Source organism: Bacillus sp. TL12, assembly GCF_022625245.1.
Lineage (GTDB): Bacteria > Bacillota > Bacilli > Bacillales > Bacillaceae_G > Bacillus_A.
Window position 1 is genome coordinate 85,717 of the sequence record NZ_JAJJBY010000006.1, and the last position, 15,426, is coordinate 101,142.

At 38.0% G+C, this 15,426-nt stretch carries 13 protein-coding genes; 7 read left to right on the forward strand and 6 right to left on the reverse strand.

Annotation, left to right across the window (positions count from 1 at the left end; translation table 11 throughout):
- Positions 1-13: 13 nt before the first annotated feature.
- The 6 genes from LOK41_RS07915 to LOK41_RS07940 all read right to left on the reverse strand — a co-directional run bounded on the left by LOK41_RS07915 (position 14) and on the right by LOK41_RS07940 (position 10,725).
- Positions 14-1,582, reverse strand: coding sequence for a SagB family peptide dehydrogenase (locus LOK41_RS07915; protein ID WP_241815990.1), 1,569 nt, complete (start codon positions 1,580-1,582; stop codon positions 14-16).
- A 24-nt stretch (positions 1,583-1,606) separates the two neighbouring features.
- Positions 1,607-3,556 carry a TOMM precursor leader peptide-binding protein gene (locus LOK41_RS07920; protein WP_241815991.1) on the reverse strand — a complete coding sequence of 650 codons (1,950 nt, stop codon included), beginning with the start codon at positions 3,554-3,556 and terminating at the stop codon, positions 1,607-1,609.
- Positions 3,556-5,460, reverse strand: coding sequence for a putative thiazole-containing bacteriocin maturation protein (locus LOK41_RS07925; protein WP_241815992.1), 1,905 nt, complete (start codon positions 5,458-5,460; stop codon positions 3,556-3,558). Before LOK41_RS07925 ends, LOK41_RS07920 begins: the two co-directional genes overlap by 1 nt.
- A 154-nt stretch (positions 5,461-5,614) precedes the next feature.
- A complete protein-coding gene (locus LOK41_RS07930; RefSeq protein WP_241815993.1) occupies positions 5,615-5,995 on the reverse strand; it encodes a heterocycloanthracin/sonorensin family bacteriocin in 381 nt (126 codons plus the stop codon).
- Between the two features lie 456 nt (positions 5,996-6,451).
- Positions 6,452-7,702 carry a 2-oxoglutarate dehydrogenase complex dihydrolipoyllysine-residue succinyltransferase gene (gene odhB, locus LOK41_RS07935; RefSeq protein WP_174099408.1) on the reverse strand — a complete coding sequence of 417 codons (1,251 nt, stop codon included), beginning with the start codon at positions 7,700-7,702 and terminating at the stop codon, positions 6,452-6,454.
- 155 nt (positions 7,703-7,857) lie between these two features.
- Positions 7,858-10,725, reverse strand: coding sequence for a 2-oxoglutarate dehydrogenase E1 component (locus LOK41_RS07940; RefSeq protein ID WP_241815994.1), 2,868 nt, complete (start codon positions 10,723-10,725; stop codon positions 7,858-7,860).
- A 449-nt stretch (positions 10,726-11,174) separates the two neighbouring features.
- On the opposite strand from LOK41_RS07940, the gene LOK41_RS07945 reads away from it, so the two are divergent.
- The 7 genes from LOK41_RS07945 (at position 11,175) to LOK41_RS28940 (ending at position 15,358) form a co-directional block, all read left to right on the forward strand.
- Positions 11,175-11,360, forward strand: a complete 186-nt coding sequence (locus LOK41_RS07945; RefSeq protein WP_241815995.1) for a hypothetical protein — start codon at positions 11,175-11,177, stop codon at positions 11,358-11,360.
- Between the two features lie 380 nt (positions 11,361-11,740).
- On the forward strand, positions 11,741-11,947 hold the full coding sequence (locus LOK41_RS07950) for a helix-turn-helix transcriptional regulator (RefSeq protein ID WP_174099410.1): 207 nt from the start codon (positions 11,741-11,743) through the stop codon (positions 11,945-11,947).
- A 19-nt stretch (positions 11,948-11,966) separates the two neighbouring features.
- Positions 11,967-12,344: a permease gene (locus LOK41_RS07955; protein ID WP_241815996.1), complete on the forward strand. Its 378-nt coding sequence runs from the start codon at positions 11,967-11,969 to the stop codon at positions 12,342-12,344.
- A gap of 41 nt (positions 12,345-12,385) precedes the next feature.
- Complete coding sequence (locus LOK41_RS07960; RefSeq protein ID WP_241815997.1) at positions 12,386-12,571, forward strand: DUF3976 domain-containing protein; 186 nt, start codon at positions 12,386-12,388, stop codon at positions 12,569-12,571.
- A gap of 324 nt (positions 12,572-12,895) precedes the next feature.
- Positions 12,896-13,900, forward strand: a complete 1,005-nt coding sequence (locus tag LOK41_RS07965) for a 3D domain-containing protein (RefSeq protein ID WP_241815998.1) — start codon at positions 12,896-12,898, stop codon at positions 13,898-13,900.
- A gap of 232 nt (positions 13,901-14,132) precedes the next feature.
- Complete coding sequence (locus tag LOK41_RS07970) at positions 14,133-15,227, forward strand: response regulator aspartate phosphatase (protein WP_241815999.1); 1,095 nt, start codon at positions 14,133-14,135, stop codon at positions 15,225-15,227.
- Positions 15,224-15,358: a hypothetical protein gene (locus tag LOK41_RS28940; protein WP_277818531.1), complete on the forward strand. Its 135-nt coding sequence runs from the start codon at positions 15,224-15,226 to the stop codon at positions 15,356-15,358. The genes LOK41_RS07970 and LOK41_RS28940 overlap by 4 nt, the downstream gene beginning before the upstream one ends.
- The last annotated feature ends 68 nt before the right edge of the window (positions 15,359-15,426 follow it).

A 15,426-nucleotide genomic window follows, 5' to 3' on the forward strand; every position in this document is an offset into this window, starting at 1 on the left:
GAGGGCGGATCTTTTAGCTATGCAAATATCCTTTAAGCCAAGTGCGAGGTCGATAGAAACCAATCGGAATTTGAATGAGGGACGTTTTTTGCGTCCTATCCATTTCATACAGTTTGTCACATGAGTTTGCATCAAAACCTAAGAGTGGATGTCCACCCATATCCATAGCTGAGGCTGCTAAGACGAGCCTTTGTACGAGTATGCCAGCTTCCATTTGTTGAATCCGGTATCCTCTATAACCTAAATCGTTTTTTAAATACTCTTTATTTCCTATTACGTGTAAACAGAGTGGCACTTGAAAGAGGTTTACATTATCCATTGTCATACCAGATTGTAAAGGTTGGCGCAAATCCCCGGGGCTAATTTCTTCTAATGTATGAGCACTACTGTCATAGGAATATGCCCCATTTGGCAAACCTTCTACGTTATAAAAGCATCCGCAGAGTGAGACGCGTGCTTTCGGATTGATATGTGTTCCGTCTAAATCATTTTGATAAGGAAAGGAAAGGCTTGCTTCTTGAAGTAAGGTAGTGAGCTGCGTTTTATTTATTTTTTGTAAGACAAAGTCTAGATCTGGTGAATAGCGTTTTTGACAAACGGATGCAAAATCGTACGATAATCGCTGCACCTTAGGGAGCGTTAAAGTTTGTTTGTGATGTGAAGCAGTTGCGTCTTCTCCTACAGTTTGAAATTGTTCTGTTGATTCTAGCATGGAAGCTCTGTTCATTTTTGTTATCATTGGATACTCTATAACATTTTGTGAGCGAATAAAGTAATCATGCTGCAGAAGAGGGAGCTCTTGAGATAGTTCATGAGATGAGATGTTTTTTTCGAATGTATCCCCCTGGTAAAACCATTCTGCTGTAGGTTTACTAGATAACGGAATCACCGCGTATACACTTTCTTCTTGCTCAGATAATCCGAGTAAGTGATTCATAGCCCGATCAAGAAATTGAAAATATACACCAGACGTATAGCCGAATTGTTTCGTGACTTCTAGTAATTGACCGATGAGTACGCCGGCGTCTAGACCTTGGAGTCGATAAGAAAAATTATTATATTTAAAGAAATTTTTCCAAAACATAGTTGATACGAAAGTGATGCCGAAACAAGCGGATAGATCACAGCGATTCCCGAGTGCCTGCGTCAAATAAGAGTCAAAATTTCCTTCCCGAAGCAAGACCAAACGATGATGTGCTACGTCGTAATGGTAGATGCCATAGGGGATTGTTTCTATCCTTAAATATATATACAATTCATTTGGGTACAAAGCTCCTCCTGAAGGAACAAACCTTCGATATATATTCCTTGTTTTCTCTTGATCGAAATGGAGAGGGGATTGGCAAATTTGAGTCAAGCCGAATGTATACCAAAGAAAATGTCCTATTTTTTCCAGATCGGGTTCGGTAGGCATATTTTGATTTCGTAATGTTAATGGCACATCAAGAGAAAGAGGGACGATAGGTAAACCACGATATAGTTTATAAGGAAGCGGTGCATCTTCCCAGTTAACATTCTCATTTGCGGGCATAATTTCATCGATAGAAAAATGTAAATTGTGTAGAAATGCCTCTAATTCCATGAAATTTCCTCCTTACAACGCGAATTACGGAAATGGATGGGGATGCGGATTTAGTTCTTCAAACGCTAGCGGATTAGCTGTATAACCAAGTTCCATCGGTACATGTAATACTCTTTGTAGTCCTGATGTGCGAGTAAGATGGTGACCAAATGTCATTGGGAGCATACCAGGAATGAAGACTTTTACACAATGTAAGCCGTTTTTACGAATAGCGGGAGCTGTTTGATCAACAACGACTACTTCAAGTCCTAAGCGAGCAAATCGATCTAGAAGGTGCTTGAGGTCTACAGTTAAGTCGGCATCACTAGATGGAAGGTGATTCATTTGGTCAAATGTTTGTAGAGGCTGGTCATTATTTAATAGAAATTGAAGCCGTTCTTCTGCTTCTGGTAAACCATATAACATACTATGATCTTCCATTTGTGTTACAAGATATGGATCATGTAAAAATTGTTCATATTTTTGCCGGTTTTCTTCAAATTTTTCATCCATTATAAGGAGCATACCAGCTAGCTCATGTATGGCATTTTTTACAGCTCGCACTGGTTCCATATGAGCTCCGCCAGCACAAATGAGGTTCATTCCAGTCTGTTTTGTATTTTTAGCAATTGCCCAGATACTCGGAATTCCATGTTCCATCGTTGCATCAAAAACATGTAAATCATAGCCTGTAACTGTGCGCATTCGTTCAATCATTAATTGTAATTCTGTATCATGTGCAGAAGCTAAATCAAGGCGAGAGAGTGGCAATTGTGCATACCAAGTTAGTAAAAAGGCATCGCGTTCTACTATTTCTAAAATCCCATGAAAAATCGCTTCTTCTAAGCTTCCTCCAATGGCGCAGCCGTTAGAAGTTTCATAGACAAATCCGTCTTTGTGCCCTAAGCTGTAATATGCAACGGATTCTGGTATTAACACTGGGCGATTTTGTAATAAAGAATAGCCCCATACCCAATTTTGCGGATCATCAGGATGAAATGGCTTAAACGGGAAATTAGGCTGTTTATAATGTTCACTTGTATGTAGACCAAGTGTAACAGGATTGATTGCTTTGTCTTCTAACTCGTGATAACTCCCATGAATTTTTGTCCGTTTCCCGCGAGGAGCAATTCCGCAATATCGTTCCAATCCTTCTAAAATCGCTGTCGACTCGCTAATTATATAGGAATGTGTTCGGCCGGCAACTCCTTCGTTTCCCATAAGTAAGGGCATATTTACAATGACATCAGCGAATGGTAAACGGGAATTTTGCATTTTTCCGTTTAAAAGTCCGGTTCGATAGTCTAAATAATCTTTCGTTAAAAAAGTATTTAAATCATCTACGGAACGACAACGATAGCTGTCATTGCTCGTTTTGAAGCAAGGTTGTAGTGATAAATGAGCAGCTGATTCAGTATCATCAGGTAATGAGCTACACACGGGGCATAGAGGATCGGGGAGAAATGAATGACGTGAGCATTGAAATGTTTGCATGTTAAATAAAAGTAGCTCTTCTTGTAAAGTTGGATGATGCTTTGTCAATATTTTCTCCGTTTCTGCATAAATGAGGTGACTCATTTGTAAAATTCCGTTTTGTGTTGCATATATATCCCGCTCTACACTATCATCGCGTTCCGTTAAAAGTTTTCGCTGCAGTTCCCACATTTCTTTTCGATCATAACCAGCTACGAGCCGCCTAGCATCAGCGCAATGGGAGCATCCAGGTTGATCGGGCTTAATGTAAGGACCGATGATACCCTCACCAAATGAAATAAAGCTCCTAACCCAAGGGATGTTAGCGGATCGAAATATTTCTTCCGCTTTATGGTGAATAGAAGGAGAGTAACCATCGTGTAATACGAGAGCAAGGTGAATATTTTCAGGGAGCGTTTCTTCAAGAGTGTTTTGGCGAATAACAGAATAGTAAGTGGATAATTGTTGCTCTGCATAATCTGCGAGTAGGCCGTTTCCTACAAGTAATATGTTCGTATCCATCAGTTTTCCTCCTCTTTTATGAGCACGCCAACGACACTGCCCAAACCTTCTTGTAAAAAGGGTTCGATGGCTAAATCAAAGACGACGGGATAAAGATTATTTTCTTTTAAATGTAGTAGGGCTGATTGTAAGGTTTCTAATTGAGGAATCACCTCCTCGTTTTGTATTTCAACTCTAAATGTGTCTGTATCTTGCACGAAAATAGATGAATCCGATAATACATAGGAGTTAGGAGAGAGCTGTTGATTTTGCGCGTGCAGTAGTGCCTGCTGTAATGAGTTTCTTAGCGCTAATGTTACATTTAAATCGGTACCACCATACCACTGATTGTGCATGCGGGTCCAAACAACAGGGAATCCTAACACTTCTTCACCAATTCCAATTTGAGGTGTTTCGTACATTGTTGAGAGTGCATTGAAATAAAACTGGCAGTGTGTGTCATTGATTTCGGTTAACTGCAGAGGAAAAATGTTTTCTGCTTGGGTAAATTGTCGTTTGTGCAAGGTAGTTGTTAAGTAATTTTGTAATCCGCGATACACCCCTTCTAGCATTGTTTCTCCAGCTCCAATTCCCATGCAGTTGTCTTGCTCAACCATTTGTGATACATATGTTTCGATTCCGGTTAATCCTGCTTCTCGTCGTGCTTCGTCATGAGTTAAACCCCCGCAAATGATATCAGGTAGGAGCTCAGCTGGTCCGTTTGATAATGGATTGGCAACTTGAATACGGCATTGGGATAAAGGTAATTGTGTTAAATCTTGTTCTTCCCATATGTGAAAGATTCCAGATTTATTTGAAGTTAACTGGTCGAAAAAGTGAAATAGCTCATTCGAACGATTTTGATTAGAGTGTTGACCGAGTACTTCATCAAGGTTCGGTATGATGTCTCTATGCAAGCCTTCAGTCGTGATAAGTGGATGTTGAATGAAAGAATACCATTCGCCTTCTAGTGTTTCGGAATCTAGTAAAAAGAATTGGTTCGTTTGTTCTCGTTTCGTAACTCCTGTAACGTTTTTGAACAACTCAAAAACAAGGATGTTTGCTAACATAGCTCCGGCGATTGGCGAGAAAGGCTCTAACGGCCCATCTTTTTGCAGAGCTGGTTCATGGATACGTCGCCAAGCTGATTCCCAGCATACGTTAGAATCTGAAGTAACTACAGGGCCCGCTAATCCTACTTGTTGTAAATAAAGAGCTGGAAGAAAGTTTTTCTTTTCTTCTCTACAAATCTCATGAAGCATTTTTAACTTTTCAATATTACCACTTTCAGATACATATAGAATCCAATCAAATGATTGGACAATCTCGCGTAAGGGCCAATCTACCGTTGTATCTATCTTTTGAACAAGTACATTCTGATCGGCAGTATAGGCCTTTTGTACAAGCTCAACAAGTCGCGCATCATCTGTTGCTTCGGGATCCGTAATGAGGCAATGGAACTCTGGTAAGCCAGATTCAAGCAAGGACGAAACTAATGAAGTAAAGAAAGATCCAGATCCAATCGCTAAGACTTTAGCTTGTCGATACATTTGAAATTGCAGGCTACTAGATTGCGAGAAGTTCTCTAAAAATTCGATTTGTGATGCATATCTCTCAAGTAATGTCTTCTCTAATTGATGGGGAGCATCTTCGCTTACATCCCGAACAAAACCATTTTGGTGCAAAATCTCTCCAATTTCAAATACCCTATTTTGATAAGGAAGGGAGAGTCCATTTGTTAATTCTTCTAACGTGTGTTCTCCGTTAAACATGGGCATCAATTTTTCAATCCATTGGTAAATATCACTCCCTTGCATCCGGAATGAACTGGAGTTGTTCCTAAAATAAACACCCCCGTCTGGGTTGGGAATGAAAAATGTATCTTTGTTCATCTTTAGCTTTGTAGAAGCCCGCAGATTACTCATTTTATTCCTCCTTATCAGTCAGTTCGTTTTAAGCGCACATTATCAGTGTATGTACTTTGATTTGTCCCTTATGATAAGTTAGAAAAGGTTGCCTCTACAGTGGATGTTGCAGAGACAATCTTTTTCCTTTAAGTAACTATGCTGCTTAGTGATTTTATCGGCCACCACCACCGCAATTTTGTCCACCGCAATTTTGTCCACCGCAGTGATGTCCACCGCAGTGATGTCCGCCGCAGTGGTGTCCATTCCAGCAGTTATGTCCGTTCCAGCAGTGATGTCCACCGCAGTGATGCCCGCCACAGTGATGTCCACCGCAGTGATGCCCACCGCAGTGATGTCCACCGCAGTGATGCCCACCGCAGTGATGTCCACCGCAGTTTTGCCCGCCACAGTGATGTCCACCACAGTTTTGTCCGCCACAGTTTTGTGGGCGCGGAATGTAATAGGACTGAGTTTGAGGGTTCCAAACAGTGATCTCGCCTGTTTGAAAATCATTCAAGCCTAACGATTGAATTTCATTTTGGAAATGATACATGTTATCGCCTCCTAGTCATATATAGGGCTATTTAAAAGTAAAAAAGAGTGGAAGAAAGTGTATTTTTCTGTACACTCTCCACATCAACCTATGAATTCTGCCTTGCGGGTGTTACTAATTGCAAGACCTATTTAAGTACAGAAAGTGTTTTTCATTCATGAATGGAGGGAGTGTAGAAGCTGATTGATTATAACGGAAGCAGGAGAGAAGGGAGGATATAGTTTTATTTTTTATCCCGCTATTTTAGGGCAATAAGACTCCTACCTTAAAATTGAGTAAAAAGCAAGGAAGTTAGATGGGAGACGAGTTGCTCGTAAAAGCCCGATTGGTGAAGGGGAATAATCAGCGGTGGATGAAGAAAACACCACACTGATTAAAGTTTCACTTTATAAAAAAAGCTGTAGAAAGGTCGAATGTATCGACTATTTCTACAGCCTTGTATAGTTAGAAAGTTAATCAACCTTCTAATAATAATGATTTTGGATCTTCAAGCATTTCTTTAACAGCTACAAGGAAGCTAACTGCTTCTTTACCATCGACAATACGGTGGTCGTAAGATAGAGCAATGTACATCATCGGACGGTTTTCCATACGTTCTGCATCGATTGCAACTGGTCTTACTTGAATTTTATGCATTCCAAGAATACCTACTTGTGGGCTGTTTAGGATTGGTGTTGACATAAGGGAACCGAACACACCACCGTTTGTAATTGTAAATGTACCACCTTGTAGTTCTTTTAATGTAAGTTTGTTATCGCGTGCTTTTTTACCTAGTTCACGAATTTCACTTTCAATTTCAGCGAAGTTCAATTGGTTTGCATCGCGTACAACTGGAACAACTAGTCCATCTGGAGCTGCTACAGCGATTCCGATGTCATAGAATTTTTTAATGATAAGCTCGTCACCTTGGATTTCAGCATTTAATAATGGGAATTGTTTTAATGCTGCAACAACTGCTTTTGTGAAGAATGACATAAAGCCAAGACGAACATCGTGTTTTTTCTCAAATGCGTCTTTACGTTCTTTACGTAATTCCATGATTGCAGTCATATCAACTTCGTTAAATGTTGTTAACATTGCAGATGTTTGTTGAACTTCTACAAGACGTTTTGCAATTGTTTGACGGCGGCGGGACATTTTTACGCGCTCAACTGGTTTTTCGAACTCAGTTGTTGCTGCTGGTTTTGGACTTGTTTTTTCTTGTTTAGGCTCTGCTTTTGGTGCAGCAGCATGTGCTTGTACATCGTGTGGTCTCACGCGGCCAAGTGGATCTGTGCTGCGTACGTCATTTAAGTCGATTCCTAATTCACGTGCCATTTTTCTAGCAGCAGGTGATGCGATAGGACGATCAGTATTTGGCAGACCTTGTAAAGTAGTTGGTGCAGCACTTGGAGCCTCAGCTTTAGGTGCTTCAGTAACTTCTTGTTTAGGTTGTTCTGGTGCCGCTGGAGCAGGTGTACTTACTGCCGCGCCATTTGCATCTAAAATTGCAATGATGTCGCCAACTTCAACTGTATCCCCAGGCTCTCCTAATAGTTGTGATACAATACCTGAATCTTCTGCAATGATTTCTACATTGACTTTATCAGTCTCAAGCTCAACAACGCTGCCACCTTTCTCAACTTTGTCGCCTACGTTGATAAGCCATTGTGAGATAGTTCCTTCTGAAATAGATTCTGCAAGCTCAGGTACTTTAATTTCGATCATTTTAAATGTCCTCCCCTTATTTGCCTAACGGTGTGTTTTGTCTTCTTTTTTCTTCGGTAATCTCCATCTTTTCCAGCTTGATTGGGCAGAAATTCTTTACGACTGAGTAGGTAAGGAAATCTGCCCAAATGAGCTAGAGTAAATCACGATTATTTTTAGTTACTATAAACTTCGATTTCTTGTTTGTCTTGACGGAAGTTATACTTTGTATCTAATGCGTGTGCAACGATAAGTTCTTGCTCAGCTTTGTGTGCGAATGGATCGCCACCAGATGGGCTAGAACGATCTGGGCGTCCAATATAACCTGTTTTCACTTTATCTCCAGCAAGTTCGAACAGAATTGGAGCCATGTAATGCCATGCGCCCATATTTCTTGGTTCTTCTTGTACCCAAATGATTTCTTCTAAGTTTTTAAAGCGTTTTATAATAGATTGAACTTTTTCAGCAGGGAATGGGTACAACTGCTCAATACGAACTATATGAACTTCATCTAAATTGTACTCATGTTTCCCAGATTCAATCTCTGCAGCTAAATCAATTGCCATTTTACCAGTTGTTAAAACAAGACGTTTTACTTTCGTTGGTTTCGTACCAAGGTTTGCTTGTTCTAGCGCAGGTTGGAAGCGTCCTTCACTTAACTCACTACCTGATGAAGTTGTAAGTGGATGACGCAATAAGCTTTTTGGTGTCATAATTACTAATGGTCGAACAGCTTCTGTACCAAGGACTGATGCTTGACGACGCAAGATATGGAAATATTGTGCCGCACTTGTTAAGTTTGCAACAGTCCAGTTATTTTCTGCAGCTAGTTGTAAGAAACGTTCTGGACGTGCACTAGAGTGCTCTGGTCCTTGACCTTCATAACCATGAGGCAATAGAAGAACGAGACCGGATTTTTGTCCCCATTTTGCTCTTCCTGCTGAAATATACTGGTCAAATAATGCTTGTGCAGTATTTGAGAAGTCACCGTACTGCGCTTCCCACATAACTAAAGTTTCTGGAGCGAACACGTTATAGCCATATTCATAACCAACAACAGCAGCTTCAGATAACGGACTGTTATGAACTGAGAAAGATGCATTGATATTCGGTAATCGGTGCAACGGTGAATATGTTTCGTTTGTTTCTGTATCATGTAATACGATATGACGGTGTGCGAACGTACCACGTTGTGAATCTTGACCAGTTAAACGAATCGGCGTACCTTCTTGTAAAATAGAAGCGAATGCTAAAGACTCAGCAAGTGCCCATTCAATTTTACCGTTCTCTTCAAGAGCATCTTTTCGGCGCTCAAGAATCTTCTTTACTTTCGGATATACGTTAAAGCCTTCTGGCCAAGTTAAAAGTCCTTCGTTAATTGCGCGAAGTGTTTCAAGTGGAAGACCAGTATCAATCGGCTGAATTCCTTTCGCGACAACATCTGGAACTTTAACGTGAATTGCTGCGTCACTTGTATCTGCTGGTGGTACTTGTGCATATTCAGCTTTTAACTCTTCTTGTATAAACTGTGTAATTGTTTCAACCTCATCTGTATTTAGAACGCCAGCAGCTTCTAATTGGCTCGCATATAACGCTCTTACAGTTGGATGGTTTTTAATTTTCTTATAAACTTGTGGTTGCGTAACTGCTGGGTCATCCATTTCGTTATGTCCGTAACGACGGTAACCGATTAAATCGATTAAGAAGTCTTTTTTGAACAGCATACGATATTGAATTGCCAAATCAGCAGCTGCAAGACAAGCTTCAGGATCGTCAGCATTTACATGGACGATTGGAATATCGAAACCTTTTGCAAGGTCACTTGAATATTTTGTAGAACGAGAATCATAGCTATCTGTTGTAAAGCCAACTGAGTTATTTGCAATAATGTGAATCGTTCCACCTGTTTGGTATGCATTTAGTCTGCTTAAGTTTAAAGTCTCAGATACGATACCTTGACCAGGGAATGCAGCGTCACCGTGAACTAAAATTACGAATGATTTCGAAACATCTTGTTCAGGATAACCAGCTTTTTTACGATTTTCTTGAGCTGCACGTGCATAACCTTCAACAACTGGATTAACAAACTCAAGGTGACTCGGGTTATTTGCTAATGTAACGCGTGTGCTAGCTTCTTCAGAGCCAACGACTTGTTCTCTACCTAAATGGTATTTCACATCGCCAGTCCAGCCAGCATTACGAGTTACACCTTCTATTGTTGCATGTTTAAATTCAGCAAACATGTGACTATATGGTTTTTCTAATACATGAGCGAGTACGCTAAGACGGCCGCGGTGAGCCATACCGATCATAACGTCATTTACGCCGCCCTTAGCACCTTCAGAAATAATTTCATCAAGTACAGGTACAAGCATATCAACGCCTTCAATAGAGAAACGTTTTTGACCTACAAATGTTTTATGCAAAAATTGCTCGAAACCTTCAACCGCTGTTAAACGTTTTAAAAGAGCAGTTCGTTTTTTATTTGGTAGTGGTTGACGCAAGGAATTTGATTCCACCATTTGATGCAACCACGCACGTTCTTCACGATCTTGTATATGAGAAAATTCATAGGCTAAAGATTTAGTATAAACATCTTTTAATCTATTAATTACATCAAGAGCTGTGTGAATATCATTTGGGGCATCTGGCCATACTGTTTTTGCTGGAATCGCTTTCAAATCTTCATCGTTCAAGTCCCGCATTGCTTCATGAATAAGGGATTGTCCATCAGTAGGATCTTCCATCGGATTAATATGAGCCGATAGGTGTCCGAACGAACGGATACTTTCTACAACTTGCACCACTTTAAGAATTTTTTCAATGTTTCCTGTACCTTGAGGAGAAAAATTTGTTTCTTTGTTGTCCCCTGTTACGACATCAGCTTGGAATGAAGGAGCTCCAAAAGTTTCAAAAAGCTCTTGTAATTCCGGATCAACAGAACCTTCATTAGTCACGTAACGATCATACTGTTCAATAACATAGCCAAGGTTCGGACCATGGAATTTGGCCCAAGGGTTTGTCGCTGTATTCTTCCTCGTCATTTGTTTAAACCTCCCAATGCATATATTCCTTTTTTCATGTGAAAAGGATGCATTTCACTCTTTTCATAATTGATGAATCAGTAATGAATGTAAATGTTATCTTTACTCTTATGTTATTACAATAATTTACATAATACCAAACATTATTACTTATCCGTTTTGTAAAAAAACATTCACAATTACTTATCACCTAAGTTAATCTTTCATGTTATAAAGTAACTTTAGGAAAAAAATAGGTGATTTCATTTGATACATCCATCATTGGGAAAGATTATCCCGATGAAAGTCTAAAAGTAATTGTTAGAATTTTCCGCCGAAAATCCCTTTGGATTATGTATATTAAAATAATAAGCGCTTTCAAGAATATTATACAACAATATAACAGAATATAGTATAAAAAATAAAAAATTATGAATTTATCGTAAACTTTATTTCAATAGTGTTAAATATTGAAAGAAAAAAAGAAAAATTTGCTTATAAGTGATGATTATGATTTGAAAATGGCTTATAAATCGTTAGTTTTTGCAAATATAGCAGAAAATTGCTTAAAAACGGTAGCTCATGTCATGCAAATAGGAAGAGAATTTGTATATGTAAAAATACAAAATGCATATAGCTATACTAATTTTTCCTAATTAGAGAAGGATTAATATAACGAAATTTTTCGGTGTAAATGGAAAAGAAATAAAACCGTTTTTTTAGATGGAAGAGAGAATTTGTTCATACGTTTAGAGCCTTTTTCTGTCCCGTGCCAAGCAAAAACAAAGAGAAGGGGACAGGAATAAGGAAGAAACATAATATTTTGTTTGTATTCATTCGTTATACTTTACCACTTTGGTTATAAAAATAGTCATTATAAGGAGGAGGAGGGCGGGCGTTCCAGTAGATACGGAATCTAACTGTGGAGTATAGTGCAAAAAATTTACTCATATAAACTGCACCTTATGTAAAGGGAACTTGACGTAAAGGTCCCTTTACCTTTATGCTGTATGTAAGTAAGGGGGGAGAAATTTCCTTGGAAAATAAAATGGTAGAATACCGAAAGAAATTTGGATTCTCTCAAGAGAAGTTAGCTGAAAAGCTTGGAGTATCTAGGCAAACCATTATTTCAATTGAAAAAGGAAAATATGATCCATCGCTTCCTTTAGCATTTGAAATTGCGAAAACATTTCAGACAACAATTGAGAATGTATTTCTTTATGAGGGGAAAGAAGAGGAATGATAGAAAAGGGGGAATAGTAATGAATTATTCACAGAAGTACTTTATGATTATTGGTATGCTCTTTTTAATTATGAGTGGATTCATGGTATTAGCAGGGGTTATGACACATTCTGCGCCGCCCACTCCGACTTATACATTAGTATCGATGATGATTATGTGCTTTTGCTTAAGCTATTTACATCCGCAATTTAAAGAAAAAGATGAGCGAATGAAGTTGATTCGTCAAAAAGGAATGTTTTATTCTTTCTTTGCATTATTGATATATTTCATTGTTTTTTCATTTGGACTACATTTAGAAATCATTATATTGACCGCTGGAGAACTACTTAATATTTTAGCTGCATTAACAATTAGTACAGTTTTTATTTCGTTTGTTGTTTTATCTAAAAGATATTAAGTGGAAAATAATAAATAGGTCTTATATAGGAAGGAGAAAAAATGCAACTTCTTTATACGTTTGGTATCAGCATTATTTTAGTTCTATTCATGTATTTCTTCGTTCGTAAAGATATTACGAAAGATAATACACTCACAAAGAGAGGTTTTTATAAATTAATTGGGTGTTTAGCAGTGATGTTTATAGGGATTGTTGTGATGATTGTTTTGGTGATTCAGAAATTCTAGAGATGGTGTAGAGCGGAATAGGCATTGACATTGAACTAGAGTTTTAAGGTTTATAGAAAAGGGTAGATTGACTTGTAAAAGTTAATCTATCCTTTTCTACATTTCTTATAGGTGACTGATATTGTGCAGTTGTCCTTTTGTTGTTTCAAATTACATACAAAAATAGATTAATTCCAGTATGCACTAAGTTTGAAATTGGATTTCATTCTATTTAATTTTTATTACAATTATGTTACTACTCTTATTCTTATCTTAGAAACAATTATACTTATACATAGTACATATGTTTAGTCAATGATAAAATTTAGGAAAAGGAAGGAATTTATGAGAAAACAAATTATAGCACTCACTTTAGCTGCGGCTCTAGGACTCGGTTTCCAACCGAATAGTAGTTTAGCAGAAACATCAAATACTATAACACAAGCGGCTCCTCAGCAAAATGGATGGAAATCACAAAATGGGAAATGGTTTTATTATCAAAATGGTAGTAAAAAAACAGGATGGATTACGGTAAATAATCAATGGTACTACCTAGATGGAGCAGCTGGCGGAGCGATGAAGACGGGCTGGTTGAAGTACGGAGGTAGTTGGTATTACTTAGATGGAGCAGCCGGTGGAGCAATGAAGACGGGCTGGTTGAAGTACGGGGGTAGTTGGTATTACTTAGATGGAGCAGCCGGCGGAGCAATGAAGACGGGCTGGTTACAAACAGGAGGTAGCTGGTACTACTTAGATGAAGCAGCCGGCGGAGCAATGAAGACAGGCTGGTTAAACAAATGGGGCTTTTGGTACTACTTAGATGGAGCAGCCGGCGGAGCAATGAAGACAGGCTGGTTACAAACAGGGGGTAGCTGGTACTACTTAGATGAAGCGGCCGGCGGAGCAATGAAGACAGGCTGGTTAAACAAATGGGGCTTTTGGTACTACTTAGATGCAGCAACTGGCGGAACAATGAAAACAGGTTGGAATAAGATTGATGCAAAAATGAATTATTTCAAAGATGGTGGACAATGGGTAAATACACGTGAGCTAACGGTTAGATCAACAGCATACTCAAACGATCCAGCAGAAAATGGTGTGAAACCTGGTCAACATGTTTATACGAGCATGGGCGATGATTTAACAGCCAATCCACATTTAAAAGTGATTGCTGTGGATCCTAAAGTTATTCCACTTGGATCAAATGTATATGTAGAAGGGTATGGTCCAGCTGGAGCTAGGGATACTGGTGGAGCTATTAAAGGAAATAAAATAGATGTATTCATTCCTTCCAAGCAGGATGTTTGGAACTGGGGAGTTAGAACAGTAAAGGTATATGTATTACCTTAAAACTGATTGTAGTTTATGTACATATTGCTATGTTGATAGTTTTTTAGTAGAAAGAGCTTCTTTAAGTATAGACTTGGAGAAGCTCTTTTGTTTTATGTAAATACAATTATTTTATTTTCTCTAAAAGCAGAATATTCTTGAGAAATAAATATATATACTTTTTGTTTATTAGAATTTTGTTATTGTTTATTATAGGGAGTTTTTATAGAAAAAAGAAGAGGGAGGGTTATTTATGAACGTTCAAACAAAGGGGAACGAACAAATTACACTATTATTAAATCAATGGTATTTAGAGATTCGCTCTAGACATTTAGAAAAGGCTACCGAATTAGAAAAGGAAGTAGATACAAAAGTTAACGAGATGAAAGAAAACCGAGAGCTATTCCAACGTTATTTACTTCTGAAGTTTCGATATGATTTTTTGATGGATAACTTGGGGGTATCTAAAGATAGTTTTGATGAAATTGATTCTTTAGGTGTACCGACAAATCAGTCACTAGCTTACTATTATCATTTTTTTAAAGCGATTCATTCTGATGCAATTGGTGAATATACGTTAGCAAAAGAGCATTATGAGAAAGCAGAAGGTCTCTTGAAGTATATTTCTGATGAACTTGAACATGCTGAGTTTTATTATAAACTAGGGTATTCTTATTACGATACTTATCAAGCTATACTAGCTATGAGGTATTTAAATAAAGCGAAAGATATGTTTTTAAAACATGCTGGTTGTGAAACAAATATAGCTTTTTGCAATAATCTTTTAGGATTAGCTTGTACGCATTTGAGAGAGTATGAGTTAGCTGAAGAGTATTTCACCTCTGCGATGGATAAGTTTCAGAAAATAGGTGAAGAACACTTTATTCTGATGGTTCGTCAAAATCTAGGTTTAATGTATGCAAGTCAAGATCTTTCTCCGTTAGCTATTCGTTATTTATCTGAAGTGAATAATAAAATGCCGAATAATCACAAAGCGCTTATTATTGAAGCAAAAGAACATTTTAAACTAGGTCACATCGAAATTGCATTAGAACTTATCGAAAAAGGATTAGAAATATGCACACAATTAAAAAATGTTGAATATCAATATCGCTTTATAATTCTAAAATCTATGGTTCAAAAAGTTACTGCTCAAGAGTTGGAAAACGTAATTTTAGCAGGAATGGACTATTTCAAAAGAGAAAATTTATGGGAGTATGTTCAAGAATATACTGAAGTAGTAGCTGTTCAGTATCACAAGGAGGGGAATTTCGAACAAGCAAGTAAGTATTTTTATTTAAGTTTTGAAGCTAAAAAAGAAGTTCATAGGAAGGAGGCGTTAAAATGAAGAAGGTAATACTTAGCTTAATGGGAATTGTAACAATTTTTACTTTAACACTTGGAGTACATACTTCAGTAGATAAAAAGCAAACTATTACTCTAGTAAAAAGCATGGCAGATGGAAATGGTGGTGGTTGATTTTTTTTAAGAAATCAACAGGAGCAAGGAGAAATCCTTGCTTTATTTTTTTGTACAGAAATATGAAG

Bases quoted from the DNA above. Each gene is read 5' to 3' on its own strand.
- LOK41_RS07960 (WP_241815997.1), top strand. From the start codon at position 12,386: ATGCAACTTCTTTATACGTTTGGTATCAGCATTATTTTAGTTCTATTC.
- LOK41_RS07920 (WP_241815991.1), bottom strand. From the start codon at position 3,556: ATGGATACGAACATATTACTTGTAGGAAACGGCCTACTCGCAGATTAT.
- LOK41_RS07965 (WP_241815998.1), top strand. From the start codon at position 12,896: ATGAGAAAACAAATTATAGCACTCACTTTAGCTGCGGCTCTAGGACTC.
- LOK41_RS07970 (WP_241815999.1), top strand. From the start codon at position 14,133: ATGAACGTTCAAACAAAGGGGAACGAACAAATTACACTATTATTAAAT.
- LOK41_RS07955 (WP_241815996.1), top strand. From the start codon at position 11,967: ATGAATTATTCACAGAAGTACTTTATGATTATTGGTATGCTCTTTTTA.
- LOK41_RS07925 (WP_241815992.1), bottom strand. From the start codon at position 5,460: ATGAGTAATCTGCGGGCTTCTACAAAGCTAAAGATGAACAAAGATACA.
- LOK41_RS28940 (WP_277818531.1), top strand. From the start codon at position 15,224: ATGAAGAAGGTAATACTTAGCTTAATGGGAATTGTAACAATTTTTACT.
- LOK41_RS07915 (WP_241815990.1), bottom strand. From the start codon at position 1,582: ATGGAATTAGAGGCATTTCTACACAATTTACATTTTTCTATCGATGAA.
- LOK41_RS07940 (WP_241815994.1), bottom strand. From the start codon at position 10,725: ATGACGAGGAAGAATACAGCGACAAACCCTTGGGCCAAATTCCATGGT.
- odhB (WP_174099408.1), bottom strand. From the start codon at position 7,702: ATGATCGAAATTAAAGTACCTGAGCTTGCAGAATCTATTTCAGAAGGA.
- LOK41_RS07930 (WP_241815993.1), bottom strand. From the start codon at position 5,995: ATGTATCATTTCCAAAATGAAATTCAATCGTTAGGCTTGAATGATTTT.